At 75.3% G+C, this 14955-nt stretch carries 15 protein-coding genes; 5 read left to right on the top strand and 10 right to left on the bottom strand.

Features of this window, described 5'->3' with window-relative positions:
• Positions 1-633: 633 nt before the first annotated feature.
• The 10 genes from ACZ6PY_RS22905 to rimP form a co-directional block, all read right to left on the bottom strand.
• Positions 634-843: a DUF6186 family protein gene (locus ACZ6PY_RS22905; protein WP_466075229.1), complete on the bottom strand. Its 210-nt coding sequence runs from the start codon at positions 841-843 to the stop codon at positions 634-636.
• Positions 843-1253 carry a hypothetical protein gene (locus tag ACZ6PY_RS22900; protein WP_466074918.1) on the bottom strand — a complete coding sequence of 137 codons (411 nt, stop codon included), beginning with the start codon at positions 1251-1253 and terminating at the stop codon, positions 843-845. The genes ACZ6PY_RS22905 and ACZ6PY_RS22900 overlap by 1 nt, the downstream gene beginning before the upstream one ends.
• 84 nt (positions 1254-1337) lie before the next feature.
• The gene (locus ACZ6PY_RS22895; protein ID WP_466074917.1) at positions 1338-2378 is read right to left on the bottom strand and encodes a DHH family phosphoesterase; all 1041 of its coding nucleotides are present in this window, start codon (positions 2376-2378) and stop codon (positions 1338-1340) included.
• Complete coding sequence (gene rbfA, locus ACZ6PY_RS22890; RefSeq protein WP_466074916.1) at positions 2375-2872, bottom strand: 30S ribosome-binding factor RbfA; 498 nt, start codon at positions 2870-2872, stop codon at positions 2375-2377. Before rbfA ends, ACZ6PY_RS22895 begins: the two co-directional genes overlap by 4 nt.
• 192 nt (positions 2873-3064) lie before the next feature.
• Entirely contained in the window at positions 3065-3358 is a 294-nt protein-coding gene (locus ACZ6PY_RS22885) for a DUF503 domain-containing protein (protein WP_466074915.1), read from the bottom strand.
• 75 nt (positions 3359-3433) lie between these two features.
• Positions 3434-4501, bottom strand: a complete 1068-nt coding sequence (locus ACZ6PY_RS22880; RefSeq protein ID WP_466074914.1) for a TRM11 family SAM-dependent methyltransferase — start codon at positions 4499-4501, stop codon at positions 3434-3436.
• Positions 4502-4580: 79 nt separating this feature from the next.
• Positions 4581-7586: a translation initiation factor IF-2 gene (gene infB / locus ACZ6PY_RS22875; RefSeq protein WP_466074913.1), complete on the bottom strand. Its 3006-nt coding sequence runs from the start codon at positions 7584-7586 to the stop codon at positions 4581-4583.
• Positions 7587-7679: 93 nt separating this feature from the next.
• Positions 7680-8015: a YlxR family protein gene (locus ACZ6PY_RS22870; RefSeq protein WP_466074912.1), complete on the bottom strand. Its 336-nt coding sequence runs from the start codon at positions 8013-8015 to the stop codon at positions 7680-7682.
• 16 nt (positions 8016-8031) lie between these two features.
• The gene (gene nusA / locus ACZ6PY_RS22865) at positions 8032-9075 is read right to left on the bottom strand and encodes a transcription termination factor NusA (protein ID WP_466074911.1); all 1044 of its coding nucleotides are present in this window, start codon (positions 9073-9075) and stop codon (positions 8032-8034) included.
• Positions 9072-9728: a ribosome maturation factor RimP gene (gene rimP / locus ACZ6PY_RS22860; protein ID WP_357937234.1), complete on the bottom strand. Its 657-nt coding sequence runs from the start codon at positions 9726-9728 to the stop codon at positions 9072-9074. The genes nusA and rimP overlap by 4 nt, the downstream gene beginning before the upstream one ends.
• A gap of 264 nt (positions 9729-9992) precedes the next feature.
• Here rimP and ACZ6PY_RS22855 point away from each other — a divergent pair, with 264 nt between their 5' ends.
• The 5 genes from ACZ6PY_RS22855 to ACZ6PY_RS22835 all read left to right on the top strand — a co-directional run bounded on the left by ACZ6PY_RS22855 (position 9993) and on the right by ACZ6PY_RS22835 (position 14955).
• Positions 9993-10442 (top strand): hypothetical protein, encoded by a 450-nt coding sequence (locus tag ACZ6PY_RS22855; RefSeq protein WP_466075227.1) that lies wholly within the window; start codon positions 9993-9995, stop codon positions 10440-10442.
• Entirely contained in the window at positions 10439-10879 is a 441-nt protein-coding gene (locus ACZ6PY_RS22850) for a ferritin-like domain-containing protein (protein ID WP_466074910.1), read from the top strand. The genes ACZ6PY_RS22855 and ACZ6PY_RS22850 overlap by 4 nt, the downstream gene beginning before the upstream one ends.
• Positions 10880-10949: 70 nt before the next feature.
• Positions 10950-11531 carry a PadR family transcriptional regulator gene (locus tag ACZ6PY_RS22845; protein WP_466074909.1) on the top strand — a complete coding sequence of 194 codons (582 nt, stop codon included), beginning with the start codon at positions 10950-10952 and terminating at the stop codon, positions 11529-11531.
• 17 nt (positions 11532-11548) lie between these two features.
• Entirely contained in the window at positions 11549-12271 is a 723-nt protein-coding gene (locus ACZ6PY_RS22840) for an ABC transporter ATP-binding protein (protein WP_466074908.1), read from the top strand.
• Positions 12268-14955, top strand: a complete 2688-nt coding sequence (locus ACZ6PY_RS22835) for an FtsX-like permease family protein (RefSeq protein WP_466074907.1) — start codon at positions 12268-12270, stop codon at positions 14953-14955. Before ACZ6PY_RS22840 ends, ACZ6PY_RS22835 begins: the two co-directional genes overlap by 4 nt.

The raw sequence follows: 14955 nt of genomic DNA, 5'->3' as shown, positions 1-14955 counted from the left end.
CGATCCTGGCACGCACCTCGTAAGGCCCGCAACCCCACCCACTACTTACCGGGCGGCGCCTGTCGCGACGATCATGAAGTTAGCGGCGGTGTGGATCTCCGAATCTGCCGCCAACCTCATGATCACCCCGGAGGGTGGGGGTGGGATGGCGGGGTGGGCGGAGTGGCGGTGACGTCGTGGATGCGGCGTCACCGCCGGGCGGCCACCGTCACTGGCGGGTGTCCATCGAGGTCTGCAGTGCGCGGCGCATCTGCTCGCGCGCCTCGTCGGTCGTGTTCTCGGGCTGCGGCTTGCGCTTGGACGCCATGGGAGTTCCCTTCCCGGGTGCGGGCCACCGAACACGGCGGCCCTCATGGGCGCCGACGGTCCCACCCGGCGCGACCTTCGCCGCACCGCGACGTGGAGTCGTCGGCCTGCTGAGCGCCGGCGGTGCGGTCCGGGATCACCGGAACGGCTCGCTGGCAGCGTGTGCCCGGGTCGGTCTGACCCTGGGGGGAGGCGGCACCGGGTGTGGCGCCACCGCCCCGTGACCTGCGCCGAAGCACCGGCCCTCACCCAAATTAACGTTCACTTTCCACATGCTGCCCACTGTTCCCGCAATGCGGACAGCAGAGAATGCGGCCGCGGCGTGCCTCAGCGGGCCAGGAAGTGCCAGCCCAGCCACCACCAGAACCCGAACAGGCCGATCCGGCCGACCGGCACCGGCCCGACCTCGTAGCGCATCACGAAGGCACAGACGTCGGCCAGGGACGGGATGCGCGAGCCCTCCCGCCGGGCGGCCCACTCGACGGCCGCGAAGAGCAGCAGCGCGGTCAGGAAGCCGCCGATCGCCACGGTGCGCATCATCGGCGGACCAGCCCCCAGAACGCGGTCAGCCAGGTGAACCAGGCCGCCGAGCGGACCAGATGGTCCTCCAGCATCGGGTCGGCCAGCCGGGAGAACGTGGGGAACTCGTCCCCCACCGACAGCACGAAGGTCGCGCCCTCCAGGACGCCGAAGACGGTGACCGGCAGCAGCCACCAGAGCGCGCCGGGCGGCAGCCGCCGGGGCGCCGGCCGCCGGGGCGGCACCCGGTTGCTCAGGCCGACCCAGATCAACGCCCCACCGGTGCCCAGCGTGTAGAGGTTGGCCGCGGCGGAGAAGGACGGCAACTGCCCGCCGACCAGGGAGAGGCAGACCAGCACCGGCACGGAGACGACCGGGCGGTCCCAGGCCCGGGGCGCCTCGACGGTGAGCTCACGGGGGTGATCCATCACCCGATTGTCCCCAGCGTCACGGAACGCGGAAAGACCGGCACGCGTGGGAGTCGTCTCCGGGGTGCCCGCCGTCGAGGTGGTTCAGGCCGCCAGCAGCGCGCCGGGCAGCTCCACCCGGATGCGCTCGACCACCTCGTCGACCGTGCCCCGCCCGGTGAATCCGGCGGCGAACCGGTGCCCGCCGCCCCCGAGCGCCATCGCGACCCGGCTCACGTCCACCGCGCCCTTGCTGCGCAGGGAGACCGCCCACTCGGCGTCGCCGGACTGCTTGACCACGCAGCTCACGTCCGCCTCGGCGGTGCAGCGCACCGAGTCGATGAGGGCCTCCAGCACGTACGCCGGCTGGTCGTGCCGGGCCAGGTCCTCGCGGGTCGCGTAGGTCCAGACCAGCCCGCGCCCGGCGGCGGCCGCCGGTTCCAGCCGCGCCCGGCCCATCACCTCGCCGAAGAGGCGGACGGCCCCGAACGGCCGGGTGTCGAACACCCGCCGGGAGATCTCCCCCGGCCGGATCCCGGTGGCCAGCAGCCGGGCCGCCATCTCGTGCACGGCCGGCGTGGTGGCCTCGAAGCGGAACGAGCCGGTGTCGGTGCTCAGCGCCACGTAGAGACCGGCCGCGATCTCCGCGTCCAGCGCCACCCCGAGCCGGTCCAGCAGCCCCAGCGCGACCACCGAGGTGGCCGCCGCGTGCGGATCCACCAGCTGGATGGTGCCGAACCCGGTGTTCGAGGCGTGGTGGTCCAGCACCAGCGCCGTGCCCGCCTTGTCCAGCCGGCCGACCAGGTCGCCCAGGCGCGACTCGCTCGCCGCGTCGAAGCAGATCACCAGGTCCGGATCCGGGTACGCGTCGTCCTGCGCGACCAGCAGCTCGGACCCGGGCAGCCAGCGGAACGGCTCGGGCACCTCCGGCGGCCCGGGAAACGTCGCCTGGAGCTGCCGTACGCCGAGCCGGCGCAGGCCCAGCCCGAACCCGAGCATGCTGCCGAGCGCGTCGCCGTCCGGGTTGACGTGGCAGATGAGCAGCACCCGCGCGGTGGCGGGGAGCCCGCGTACCGCCGCGACGGCGGCCGCCCAGTCGGTGTCGGTCGGGCCGGCCGGCGGGCCGCCCCCGGCGGAACCGGTCACCGGCGGTCGCCGCCGCGCGGCTCCTCGTCCCCGGTCTCGTCGGCCTCGGCGTCCTCGGTGTCGGCGTCCTCGTCCTCGTCCTCGACCCGGTAGGGCTGGGCCTCGCCCGCGTACTCGGCCTTGGCGGCCAGGCGCTGCACCTCGGCGTCGGCGTTGCGGGCCGCCGCGAGCAGGTCGTCGATGTGCTTGACCTGGTCCTGCACGTCGTCGAGGACGAAGGTCAGCGTCGGCGAGTGGCGCAGCCCGAGCGCCTTGCCGACGGTGCTGCGCAGCATGCCCTTGGCGCTCTCCAGCGCGGCGGCGGTGCTGGCCTGGGCCGCCGCGTCGCCGAGCACCGTGTAGAAGACCGTGGCGTCGCGCAGGTCGGCGGTGATCCGGGCGTCGGTGATGGTGATCATGCCGAGCCGGGGGTCCTTGATCTGGCTCCGCACCACCGACGCGACCAGTTCACGGACGCGCTCCGCGTGCCGGCGAACCTTGGCCGGATCCGTCATGTCCCCCACCTCCAGGGCTTCCTGCTACCTACGACGGCTCCCGCCCGGCGCGCCTGACGGCACTGCCACGACCTGGAGCCGTCGGCCGGGACGACGGCGCGGCGCCGCCGGTCCGACCGCTCAACATCCCGAACATTACCCGCGCGATCGCCGCCCCCGCGCGGGGCCGCCACCGGCCGGCCACCGGCCGGGTCAGTCCTCCTCGCCGTGCAGGCGGCGGTGGACCGACAGCAGCTCGACCTCCGGCCGGGCGGCCACCAGCCGCTCGCAGGAGTCGAGCACCTCGCGGACGTGCGCCGGCTCGGCGGCCACCACGGCCACCCCGATCTGCGTACGGCCGTGCAGGTCGAGCGCCCCCACCTCGGCGGCGGACACCTCGAACCGGCGCAGCGCCGCGACGATCGGCCGGACGTACGACCGCTTGGCCTTCAGGGACCGGGAGTCCCCCGGGAGCAACAGGTCGAATTGCGCGGTTCCGGTATACACGGCGAGCAACGGTACGGCAGGAGCACTCCCCCGGTCACCCGCTTTCCGGCGGCGGCTCCACGTCGCCGCGCGCCGTCAGGCGAGCCGCGCGCCGGTCGTCTTCGCGGCGACCGCCACCAGCACGTCCCGCTCGATCGCCTGGTCGACCCGGTGTGCGAGGTCCCGCCAACCGGGCCCGTCCAGCACCCGCAGGCCGGCGTCGGCGAGCACCGCTTCGGCCGCGGCCCGCGGGGCCACGAGCGTGTTCCAGGACAGCCCCAGCGCCCCGCCCGGGCGCAGCAGCTCCCGCCAGACCGGCACGGCGGCCGTGAGCAGGTCCAGCGGGCTGCGGGACAGGCCGGTCCCGGTGCGGCTGCCGTGCGCCACGCCGTACGGGGCGTCGGTGACGATCACGTCGGCGCACTGGGGGCGGAGCACCTCGCGGGCCCGAGTGGTGTCGGCGTGCAGCACGGTGACCCGCTGGGTCGCCCCGGCCCGGTGCGCGTCCCGGGACGGCGCGACGACCGCCTCGAAGCGCCGGCCCACGAGCCGGCGGTCCCGCCGCACCGGCACCGTCTCCGCCGTGTGCTTGAGGCGCTTGCGGCGCAGCCAGGTACGCAGGAACGCCGCGTAGGCGTCCACGTCCTTGCCGTCGTGTTCCACGCCGATGCCGTCGTAGCCGTACATGAGCGCCTGGTTGAGCGTGGTGCCCCGCCCGCACAGCGGGTCGAGCACCACGACCGGACCGTCCAGCATCCGGGGCGCCGACGCCGACGCGAGCACGGTGACGTTGAGCAGCAGCCGGGTGAACTGCTCGTTGGTCTTGCCGGCGTACTTCGGGATGGTGACGAGGTCGGAGTCGTACCGGGCCAGAGGGTGCAGCGGCACCGGCCGCAGGAGGTCGTCGCTCACCCGCTCGAAGAGCGCGTACGCCGCCGACAGGTTCGCCAGGTGGGCCAGGTCCCGGGCGCCGAGGCCGGGTGCCGGGACCGAGAAGGTCAGGTACTCCACCCCGCCGATCCGCTCCACCTCGGCGTCGGCCGGCGCCGCGTCGAGCATCCCCGACCCGGCGAACACGGCCAGCTCCGCCCGGGCCAGCCGCCCGGCGGCGTCGGCGTAGACGCGGTTGGCGGAGGGGGCGAGGAGCAGCGCGTACCTGGGCACGCCCGAGATTGTCGCAGCCTGCGGAAACGGCGACGGCCGGGACCCGCGGGGCCCCGGCCGTCGCCGTCGTTCACACCGCTCAGGCGCGCGGCTTCTCCCGCATCTCGAAGGTCTCGATGATGTCGCCGACCTGGACGTTGTTGAAACCGCCCAGCGTCAGACCACACTCGAAGCCTTCGCGGACCTCGGTCGCGTCGTCCTTGAACCGCTTCAGGGAGCTGATCGTGAGGTTGTCCGCCACGACCGCCCCGTCCCGCAGCAGCCGCGCCTTGGCGTTGCGGCGGATGAGGCCGGACCGGACGATACAGCCGGAGATGTTGCCGATCTTGGACGAGCGGAAGACGTCGCGGATCTCCGCGGTGCCCAGCTCGACCTCCTCGTACTCCGGCTTGAGCAGCCCCTTGAGCGCGGCGTCGATCTCCTCGATGGCCTGGTAGATGACCGTGTAGTAACGGATCTCCACGCCCTCGCGGTCGGCGATCTCACGGACCTTGTTGGCGGCCCGCACGTTGAAGCCGATGATCGTGACCGCCTCGGACGAGGCGCTCGCGAGCATGACGTCGCTCTCGGTGATCGCACCCACGCCCCGGTGGATGATCCGAAGCTGGACCTCCTCCGGGATGTCGAGGTTGAACAGCGCGTCCTCGAGGGCCTCCACGGAACCGGAGACGTCGCCCTTGAGCACCAGGTTGAGCGAGGTCTTCTCGCCCTCCTTGAGCTGCTCCATGAGCGTCTCGAGAGTCGCCCGGCCGCGGGAGTTGGCGAAGGACGCCGCCCGCCGCCGTGCCTGCCGCTGCTCGGCGATCTGCCGCACGGTCCGGTCGTCCTCGGCGGCCAGGAAGGTGTCACCCGCACCCGGCACCGTGGTCAGACCCAGCACCATGACCGGACGCGCCGGCCCGGCCTCGTCGACCGGCTTGCCGTTCTCGTCCAGCATGGCCCGGACCCGGCCGTGCGCCCCACCGGCGACGATCGAGTCGCCCGCCCGGAGGGTGCCCTTCTGCACCAGCACGGTCGCCACCGCGCCACGGCCCTTGTCCAGGTGCGCCTCGATGGCGACACCCTGCGCCGGCCCGTCGATCGGAGCGGTCAGCTCCAGCGACGCGTCGGCGGTCAGCAGCACGGCCTCGAGAAGCTCCTCGATGCCGATGCCGGGCTTGGCCGCCACGTTGACGAACATGGTCTCGCCGCCGTACTCCTCGGCGACCAGGCCGTACTCGGTCAGCTGCTGGCGGACCTTGTCCGGGTTCGCCTCGGGCTTGTCGACCTTGTTGACCGCGACCACGATCGGCACGTCCGCAGCCTTGGCGTGGTTGAGCGCCTCGATGGTCTGCGGCATGACGCCGTCGTCGGCCGCCACCACCAGGATCACGATGTCCGTCACCTGGGCACCACGGGCACGCATGGCGGTGAACGCCTCGTGACCCGGGGTGTCGATGAAGGTCACCGCGCGGTCCTCGCCCTCGTGCGGGACGTGGACCTGGTAGGCGCCGATGTGCTGGGTGATGCCACCCGCCTCGCCGGCCACGACGTTCGCCTTGCGGATCGCGTCGAGCAGCTTGGTCTTACCGTGGTCGACGTGACCCATGACGGTCACGACCGGCGCACGGCTGACCAGGCGCTCCGCCGCCACCTCGGCGTCGAGGTCGATGTTGAACTGCGCGAGCAGCTCACGGTCCTCGTCCTCGGGGCTGACGATCTGCACGTCGAAGCCGAGGTGCTCACCCAGCAGGAGCAGGGTGTCGTCGGAGCAGGACTGGGTCGCGGTCACCATCTCGCCCAGGTTGAACATCTCCTGGACCAGCGAACCCGGGTTGGCGTTGATCTTGTCGGCGAAGTCCGACAGCGAGGCGCCACGGGACAACCGGACGACCTGACCCTGACCCCGGGGAGCACCCGAGGACATGGTCGGGGCCGACAGGTTGTCGAACTCCTGTCTGCGCTGCTTCTTCGACTTGCGACCACGGGTCGGCCGGCCACCGGGACGCCCGAAGGCACCCGCGGCGCCACCGCCACGGCCACGACCGCCACCACCCGGACGGCCACCGCCGCCGGCCGGGGCACCCGGGCGGAAACCGCCACCGGGAGCGCCACCGCCGCCGCCGGGACCGCCGCGGTAACCACCGCCGCCGCCACCGCCGCCGGGACCGCCGCGGTAACCACCGCCGCCGCCACCGCCACCGGGACCGCCGCGGAAGCCACCGCCGCCGCCACCGGGACGACCCGCGCCGCCGCCGGGACCGCCACGCCCGCCACCGGGACCGCCGGGGCGACCCGTGGTCGGCCGCTGGCTCGGCATGGAGGCCGGGCTGGGCCGGGGCGGCATGGAGGCCGGGCTGGGCCGCGGCGGCATGCCCGCCGGGCTCGGCCGCGGACCGCCGGCACCGGCGGCCGGGGGCCGCTGCTGCTGGCCGCCCTGGATGCCGAACGGGTTGTTGCCGGCGCCGCGCGCCGGCGGACGACCGCCCGGTCGGGCACCCGGGCCCGGGGTCGGGCCACCGGGACGGCCGGCGGCCGGGGCACCCGGACGCGGCGGCACCGCGTTCGGGCCCGGACGCGGCCCCGGACGGGGACCACCCTCGGTCGGGGGCTCGCGGCGGACGTTCTCCCGCTGCTGCTGGCGGGCGGCCTGCGCGGCCTTGACCGCGGCCTCCTGCTCAGCCTTGAGGGCGGCGGCGCGCGCCTCGGCGGCCGCCACCTCGATGTCGTGCGCGCTCGCCGGCTTGGCGACCGGGGTCGCCGGCTGCGGCGGGCTGGGGACCGGGCCCTTGGGCTTCGGTCCAGGGGTCGGCGCGGCCGGCCGCCGCGGCGGCATCGGCTTGGCCGAGACCCGGGGGGCGCCCGGGGTCGGGGACGGCGTCGGGGTCGTTGCCGGGCTCGGGGCGGCCGCCGACGGGGCGGCCGGCGCCGAGGAACCACCGGCGGACGCGACGAATGCGCCACGCAGCCGTCGGGCGACGGGCGCCTCGACGGTGCTGGACGCGGACTTGACGAACTCGCCCATCTCCTTGAGCTTGGCGAGAACGGTCTTACTCTCGACCCCGAGCTCCTTGGCGAGCTCGTGTACGCGGGCCTTTCCTGCCACTGCACTCCTCACTCCGAGGTCGTGCGGGCAGCACCCGCAGCGACCTCACTCGTGCACTTGAAGCCTGGTCATTTCAGGGACTTCATCGTGTGCTCATGTCGGTCGTCCTACCTTGCTAGCGACCCTCGACCGGTCGGGTTGACCGGTCGTCGGGGTTTGCGCGTCAACGTGCTCCGCGAGCGCACCGTGGTCGGGGACCCCGGTGAGGCGCAGTGCCCGCCCGAAGGCGCGGCGCCGCACCGCCTGCGCGAAGCAGGCCGGATCCGGGTGCATGTTCGCTCCCCGACCCGGCAGTCTGCGAGCCGGATCAGGCCGGAGGCTGTAATGACCAGCCTCGTCACCGATCGCGACGATTCGCAGCAACTCGCTGGCCGGCGCTCGCTTCCGGCAGCCCACACAGGTGCGCTCCGGCAGCGCGCGTCGTGCCACTGGAGGAAGTCTACCCCTAGCTGCTCGAGATCGCGCCGCCCGCCTCGGGAACGTGATCAGCTCCGCCCCGGCCGGCCGTCCCGCTCTGCTCCGCGTCGGAGCGGATGTCGATCCGCCAACCGGTCAACCGGGCCGCAAGCCGGGCGTTCTGCCCTTCCCGCCCGATCGCCAGCGAGAGCTGGAAGTCCGGCACGGTCACGCGGGCCGTCCGGCTGGCCAGGTCGACCACCTCCACCCGCAGCGCCTTGGCCGGGGAGAGCGCGTTGCCCACGAAGGTGGCCGGGTCGTCCGACCAGTCGATGATGTCGATCTTCTCGCCGTGCAGCTCGCTCATCACCGCGCGGACCCGCTGGCCCATCGGGCCGATGCAGGCGCCCTTGGCGTTGACCCCCTGGGCGGTCGAGCGCACCGCGATCTTCGTGCGGTGACCTGCCTCACGCGCGATGGCGCCGATCTCCACGGTGCCGTCGGCGATCTCCGGCACCTCCAGGGCGAAGAGCTTCTTCACCAGGGCCGGGTGCGACCGGGACAGGGTGATCTGCGGACCGCGCATGCCCTTGGCGACGTGCACCACGACGCAGCGGATCCGCTCGCCGTGCGCGTACCGCTCGCCGGGGACCTGCTCGGACTGGGGCAGGACGCCCTCCAGCTTGCCCAGGTCGACGCTGACGATGCCCTTCTCGGACCGCGCCTCGTGCGCCTGCACCACGCCGGTCACCAGGTCGCCGTCGCGGCCGACGTACTCGCCGAAGTGCACCTCGTCGGTGGCCTCCCGCAGCCGCTGGAGGATCACCTGCTTGGCGGTCATGGCCGCGATCCGGCCGAAGTCGTGCGGGGTGTCGTCCCACTCCTGGACCACGCTGCCGTCGGCGTCCACCTCCTGGGCGTACACCGAGGCGGCCCCGGTCTTGCGGTCGATCTCCACCCGGGCGTGCGGCTCGGCGCCGTCGGTGTGGCGGTAGGCGGTCAGCAGCGCGGTCTCGATCGCCGCGAGGATCGTGTCGAACGGGATCTCCCGCTCGCGCTCCAGGGCGCGCAGCGCCGCGAGGTCGATGTTCACCTCTCCTCGTCCTCCAGATCTTCGTCGTCGTCGATGTCGGTGTCGTCACCGAAGTCCTCGTCGGCCACCTCGTCCAGGCGGGTGAACTCCACCTGGACCCGGCCGGGGCCGAGTTCGGCGTACGGGTGCTCCGCACGGCCGGCGTCGGTCTCCAGCGCCACGCGCTCGTCGTCGGCGGCGGCGATCCGGCCGGTGACCTGCCGGTCCCCCTCGGGGCCGTGGACCGTCACCTTGACCAGCCGGCCGGCGTTGCGCCGCCAGTGCCGGGGCAGGGTGAGCGGGCGGTCCACGCCGGGCGAACTGACCTCGAGCTGGTACTCGCCGGCCACGATGTCGCCGCCGGCCTCCTCGGCGGCGTCCAGCGCCGCCGAGACCGCCCGCGAGACGTCCGCGACGGCGTCCAGGTTGATCCCGCCGTCGGCGTCCACGATCACCCGGACCACGTGGCGGCGGCCGGCGCGGGACACGGAGAGGTCCTCCAGGTCGTAGCCGGCGGCGGTGACCACCGGCTCGATCACCTCGCGCAGCCGGGCCCGGCGGGCGTTCAGGTCGCCGCGGGGTGCGCCGCCCCGGTCCGCGCCACGGGGGCCGTCGGACCGGCGGGGGCGCCCCGAGGGCCCCGTCGGCCGGGTGGCACGGCCACGCTGCGTCATTCGGCGCACCTCTCTGCTGTTGCCACGGGCCCGCGGGTCCGTCGTGTCACTGCTCGGGCGGACCGGTCGGGCCGCCATGCCGGCACGCCACCGGGGCGTTCGCGCCCGGTGGCTGCGCAGAGCGTAACGCGCGGGCGGGGCGGCGGCCCCGGCGGCGCACCGACGCCACTGGCCCACAGGGCGGCGGAGATGGTGTTGACTTGTCCGGTGGCGACCGGCAGAACGACATCGGATCAGGGCGCACCGGGGCATTCCCGGCGGGCGCTGCTGCGCGCCGGGGCACTGGTGGCGCTCGGCGGCGCGGCCGTGCCGCTGACCGGCTGTGATCTTTTCGACCGCGGCGACGAGTCCCGACCCCCCGACCCGCTGGAGCCGCTGGCGGCCGAGGCCACCGCGCTGGAGGCCCGCTACCGGGCCGCCGCCACCGCCGTCCCGGCGCTGGCCGAGCGGTTCACCGCGATCGCCGACGCGCACCGGGCGCACGCCGAGGAGCTGCGCAAGGTCATCGGCCGGCCGGCGCCGTCCGGCAGCGCCGCCGCCACCCCGCCGGAGGCCGCCGCCGACCCGGACACGGTCCGGACCGAGCTGCGGCAGGCCGAGCAGGAGGGGCGGGACAACGCCGCGAAGGCCTGCGCCGCCGCGCCCGCCGAGCGGGCCGCGCTGCTGGGGTCGATCGCGGCGGCCCGGGCGACCCACCTGGAGGCGTTGACGTGAGCCCGACCAGCGGCCCGGCCCAGGCCCTCGGCGACGCGCTCGCCGCCGAGTACGCGGCGATCTGGGCGTACGGGGTGATCGGCGTGCACCTGACCGGGACGGCCCGCTCCGCCGCCCGCGCCGCCGAGGCGGCACACCGGTCCCGCCGGGACGCCCTCGTCCTCCAGCTCAGCTCCGGCGGCGCTCAGATCCCCGCCGACCGGGCCGGCTACGCGCTGCCGTACCCGGTGACCGACCGGTCGAGCGCGCTCAAGCTGGCCGTCGAGGTCGAGGAGCGGGCCGCCGGGCACTGGCGGGCGGCGCTCGCGCACACCACCGGGGCGGACCGGAACAGGGCGCTCGCCGCGCTCACCGACTGCGCGGTGCGGGCCACCCGCTGGCGCCGCACCGCCGGGGTGACCCCGGTCACCGTGCCGTTCCCGGGCCGGCAGGCCTGAGCCGAGGCGCCGGTCACCCGGCGGAACCCTGCGGTTGCGGACCGCATACCAGGTATGCATACTCCACGCCATGTCCATCCGCCACGGCCTGCTCGCCCTCCTGGAGCGCGGCCAGATGTACGGCTACCAGCTCCGCTCCGCGTTCGAGGAGTCGACCGGGTCGACCTGGCCGCTGAACATCGGGCAGGTGTACACCACCCTGGCCCGGCTGGAGCGCGACGGCCTGGTCCGCTCGCTGCCGGAGAGCGACGGCGGGCAGCGGCCGTACGAGATCACCGACGCCGGGCGGGCGGACCTGGCGCTCTGGTTCGCCACCCCGATCAGCCGGGCGGACCGCCCCCGGGACGAGCTGTCGATCAAGCTGGCCCTGGCCCTCACCACTCCCGGCGTGGACGTCCGCTCGGTGGTGCAGACCCAACGCAGCGCCACCATGCGGGCCCTGCAGGAGTTCACCCGGTTGAAGTACGCGAGTGACAAGCCGGAGGATCTGCCCTGGCGCCTGGTGCTGGACGCGATGATCTTCCAGGCCGAGGCCGAGGTGCGCTGGCTCGACCACTGCGAGACCAGCCTGGTCCGCCACCGTCCGGCGCCGAGCCGCCCGGCCACCCAGCCGGAGGCGGTGGACCGGGCCGACGAGACGGCCCGCCGGTGACGGCAGGAGGTGGGCTCATGAGCGGCGTGCTGGAGCTGCGGGGCGTGCACCGCACCCACGGCGCCGGCGAGGCGGCCGTGCACGCGCTGCGCGGGGTGAGCCTCACCGTGTCGGCAGGCGAGCTGGTGGCCGTGATGGGACCCTCCGGCTCCGGCAAGTCCACACTGCTCGCGCTGGCCGGCGGGCTGGACCGGCCGACCGGCGGGGACGTGGTGGTCGAGGGCGAGCCCCTCGGCGGCCTGTCGGCCCGCGACCTGGCCCGGCTGCGCCGCCGCCGGATCGGCTACGTCTTCCAGGACCTGAACCTGCTCGGCAGCCTCACCGCCGTGGAGAACGTGGCGCTCCCCCTCGAACTGGACGGCGTCGGCGTCCGGGCGGCGCGCCGGTCGGCCCTGGCCGCGCTCGCCGAGGTGGACGTGGCCGGCCTGGCGGACCGGTTCCCCGACCAGATGTCCGGCGGCCAGCAGCAGCGGGTGGCGATCGCCCGGGCCCTGGTCGGCGAGCGCCGACTGGTCCTCGCCGACGAGCCCACCGGCGCCCTGGACTCGCAGGCCGGCGAGGCGGTGCTGCAACTGCTGCGCCGCCGGGTGGATGAGGGCGCGGCCGGGGTGCTGGTCACCCACGAGGCGCGCCACGCCGGCTGGGCGGACCGGGTGGTGTTCCTCCGCGACGGGGTGCTGGTGGACTCGACGGCGCCGCTCGTCGGCGTGGAGCACCTGCTCAGCGGCAGCGGTCGGTGAACCGGGGCCGGGTCGCCGCCGCGCTCGGGTCGTGGCGGACCGCGCTGCGGATCGCCCGGCGGGAGGCCCGCCGGGCGCGCCGGCGTACCGCGCTGGTGCTCGTGATGATCGCGCTGCCGGTGCTCGGGCTGACCTTCGCCGCGGTGAGCTACGACATGGCCGAGCTGACCCGGGCCGAGCGGATGGACCGGCAACTCGGCGGGGCCGACGCGATGCTGCGCTGGATCGACCTGAACGCCATCGCCCAGGACGCCTGGGGTGAGGGGTCCTGGCCGGTCGGGGGCGATTCGGTGCCGCCGACCCGCCCGGTGACCACCGACGAGGTCCGGGCACTGCTGCCCGCCGGCAGCCGGCTCACCCGGGTGCGCCTGTGGGTGCCGTTCGACGTGCGGATCGACGGCAAGACCACCTCGTTCGACGCCCGCGCCGTCGACCTGACCGACCCGCTCGCCCGGCCGCTGGCCACCGTCCGCGAGGGCCGGCGGCCCAGCCGCCCGGACGAGATCGCGGTGAGCCGGGCCGCCCTGCGCCGGCTGGGCGCCCGGCTCGGCGAGCCGGTGCGGACCGTCGACGGCACGACCTACCGGGTGGTCGGGGTGGTGGAGTTCCCGGACAACCTGCGGGAGGTGGTCGCGCTGCGGCCGGAGATCCCGCCCGGCCCTCCCGGCACGTCTGACGAGAGCTGGCTGGTGGATCTGCCCGGGCCCGTCGACGCGGCGCTGGCCGACCGGTTGAACGCCCACGGGATCCTGGTGTCCGCCCGGACCCCGCTGCCGGGCCGGGAGGAGATGGCCACCGGACCGAACCTGCCCGACGCCGAGGAGACCGGCAACACGGTGCTGGTCGGCGGGCTCGGCCTGCTGGAGGTGGTGCTGCTGGTCGGCCCGGCCTTCGCGGTCGGCGTCCGCCGCCGGCGGCGGGACCTCGCCCTGGTCGCGGTGGCGGGTGGGGACGCCGCGCACCTGCGCCGGATCGTGCTCGCCGACGGGGTGGTGCTCGGGGCGGGCGGGGCGGCCGTCGGGCTGCTGCTCGGCGTCGGCGCCGCGTTCGCCGGCCGCCCGCTCGTCGAGCAGTACCTGATGCAGGCGCGCTTCGGGGCGTACCGGGTCTTCCCGACGGCGCTGGTGGCGATCGTCGCGGTGGCGGTGCTGGCGGGCGTGCTGGCCGCGCTCGCCCCGGCCTGGACGGCGGCCCGGCAGGACGTGGTGGCCGGGCTGGCCGGCCGGCGGGAGCCGCCGCGGCCGGGGCGGCGCTGGCTGGTGCTCGGGCTGCTGCTCACCGTGGCCGGGGCCGCGCTGGCCGCGTACGGCGCCACCCGGACCGCGCCGACCGGGGTGCTGGCCGGGGTGGTCCTGGGCGAGCTGGGGCTAGTCTTCTGCACCCCGACGCTGATGGGGGTGCTGGCCCGCACCGGCCGGCTGCTGCCGCTGACGCCCCGGCTGGCGCTGCGCGACGCGAGCCGCAACCGCTCGTCGGCCGCGCCGGCCATCTCCGCCGTGATGGCGGCGGTGGCCGGCAGCGTGGCGCTCGGCGCCTACGTGGCCAGCGACGACGCCCGGCAGCGGGCGGCCTGGCAGCCCGGCCTGCCCCCGGGGCACGTGCTGCTCGAGCGCACCGACGGGCCGGCCACCGGCGCGCTGCCCCCGGCGGCGGAGGTGGCCGACCGGGTCCGGGCGGTGCTGCCGGGCGCCACCGTGGTCCCGCTCGCCGCTCCCGAGTGCGCCCGGCCGGCGGACCCCGAGGACTACTGCGTCGCCACGGCGGTGCGCCCGCCCGAGCAGCGCTGCCCGTACGACCCGATGAACACCGGTCCCGCGGCGGCGCGGACCGACCCGCGCTGCGTCCGGCCGTTCCGCGAACCGAGCGACCTCTACCTGCCGGCCATCGTGGACGACGGGACGGTGTTGCCCGCGCTCACCGGCGCCCCGGCCGAGGAGGTGGCGGCGGCCCGCCGGACGCTGGCGGCGGGCGGGGTGGTGGTCACCGACCCCGGGCAGGTGGTGGACGGCCGGGTGCGGGTGGAGGTCACCCACGGCTCCGGCGAGCTGGCCGGCGGGGGCACGCTGCCCGGGTACGCGCTGCGCGGCGGCCTGCCGGTGGACCGGCTGGTGGTGTCCCCGGCGGCGGCCGCCACGCTCGGCCTCGTGCCGGCGCCGCTGGGCTACCTGGTCGACACCGCCGACGCGCCGACCGACCGCCAGCGCGACGCCCTGGCCGCCGAGCTGAGCGGTGTCGCCCCGCTGGCGGTCCGGGTGGCGGTGGCCGGACCGCCGTCGGACCAGCGCCCGCTGCTGCTCCTGCTGGCCGGCGCCGCCGGCATGATCACGCTGGGCGCGGCAGCGGTGGCCACCGGCCTCGCCGCCGCCGAGGGCCGCCGGGACCTGTCCACGCTCGCCGCGGTCGGCGCCGATCCCCGGGTACGCCGGTTGCTGTCACTCTGCCAGGCCGGGGTGATCGCGGTGCTGGGGTCGGTGCTCGGCATCCTCGCCGGCCTCGGCTCGGCGGCCATCATCCTGGTCTCGCTGAACCGCCGGTACGCCCAGTCCTGGCCGGTGGAGCCGCCGTACCCGCTCGTGGTTCCCGGGTCGACGCTGACCGTGCTGGTGGTGGTGCCGCTGGTGGCCATGGTGGGCGCGGCCCTGCTCACCCGGTCGCGGCTGCCCGTCGAGCGCCGGCTGGACTGA

This window comes from Micromonospora sp. NPDC048907 (genome assembly GCF_055586885.1).
The sequence above is the reverse complement of the archived record's forward strand: the minus strand, read 5'-3'. Positions and strand labels throughout refer to the sequence as shown.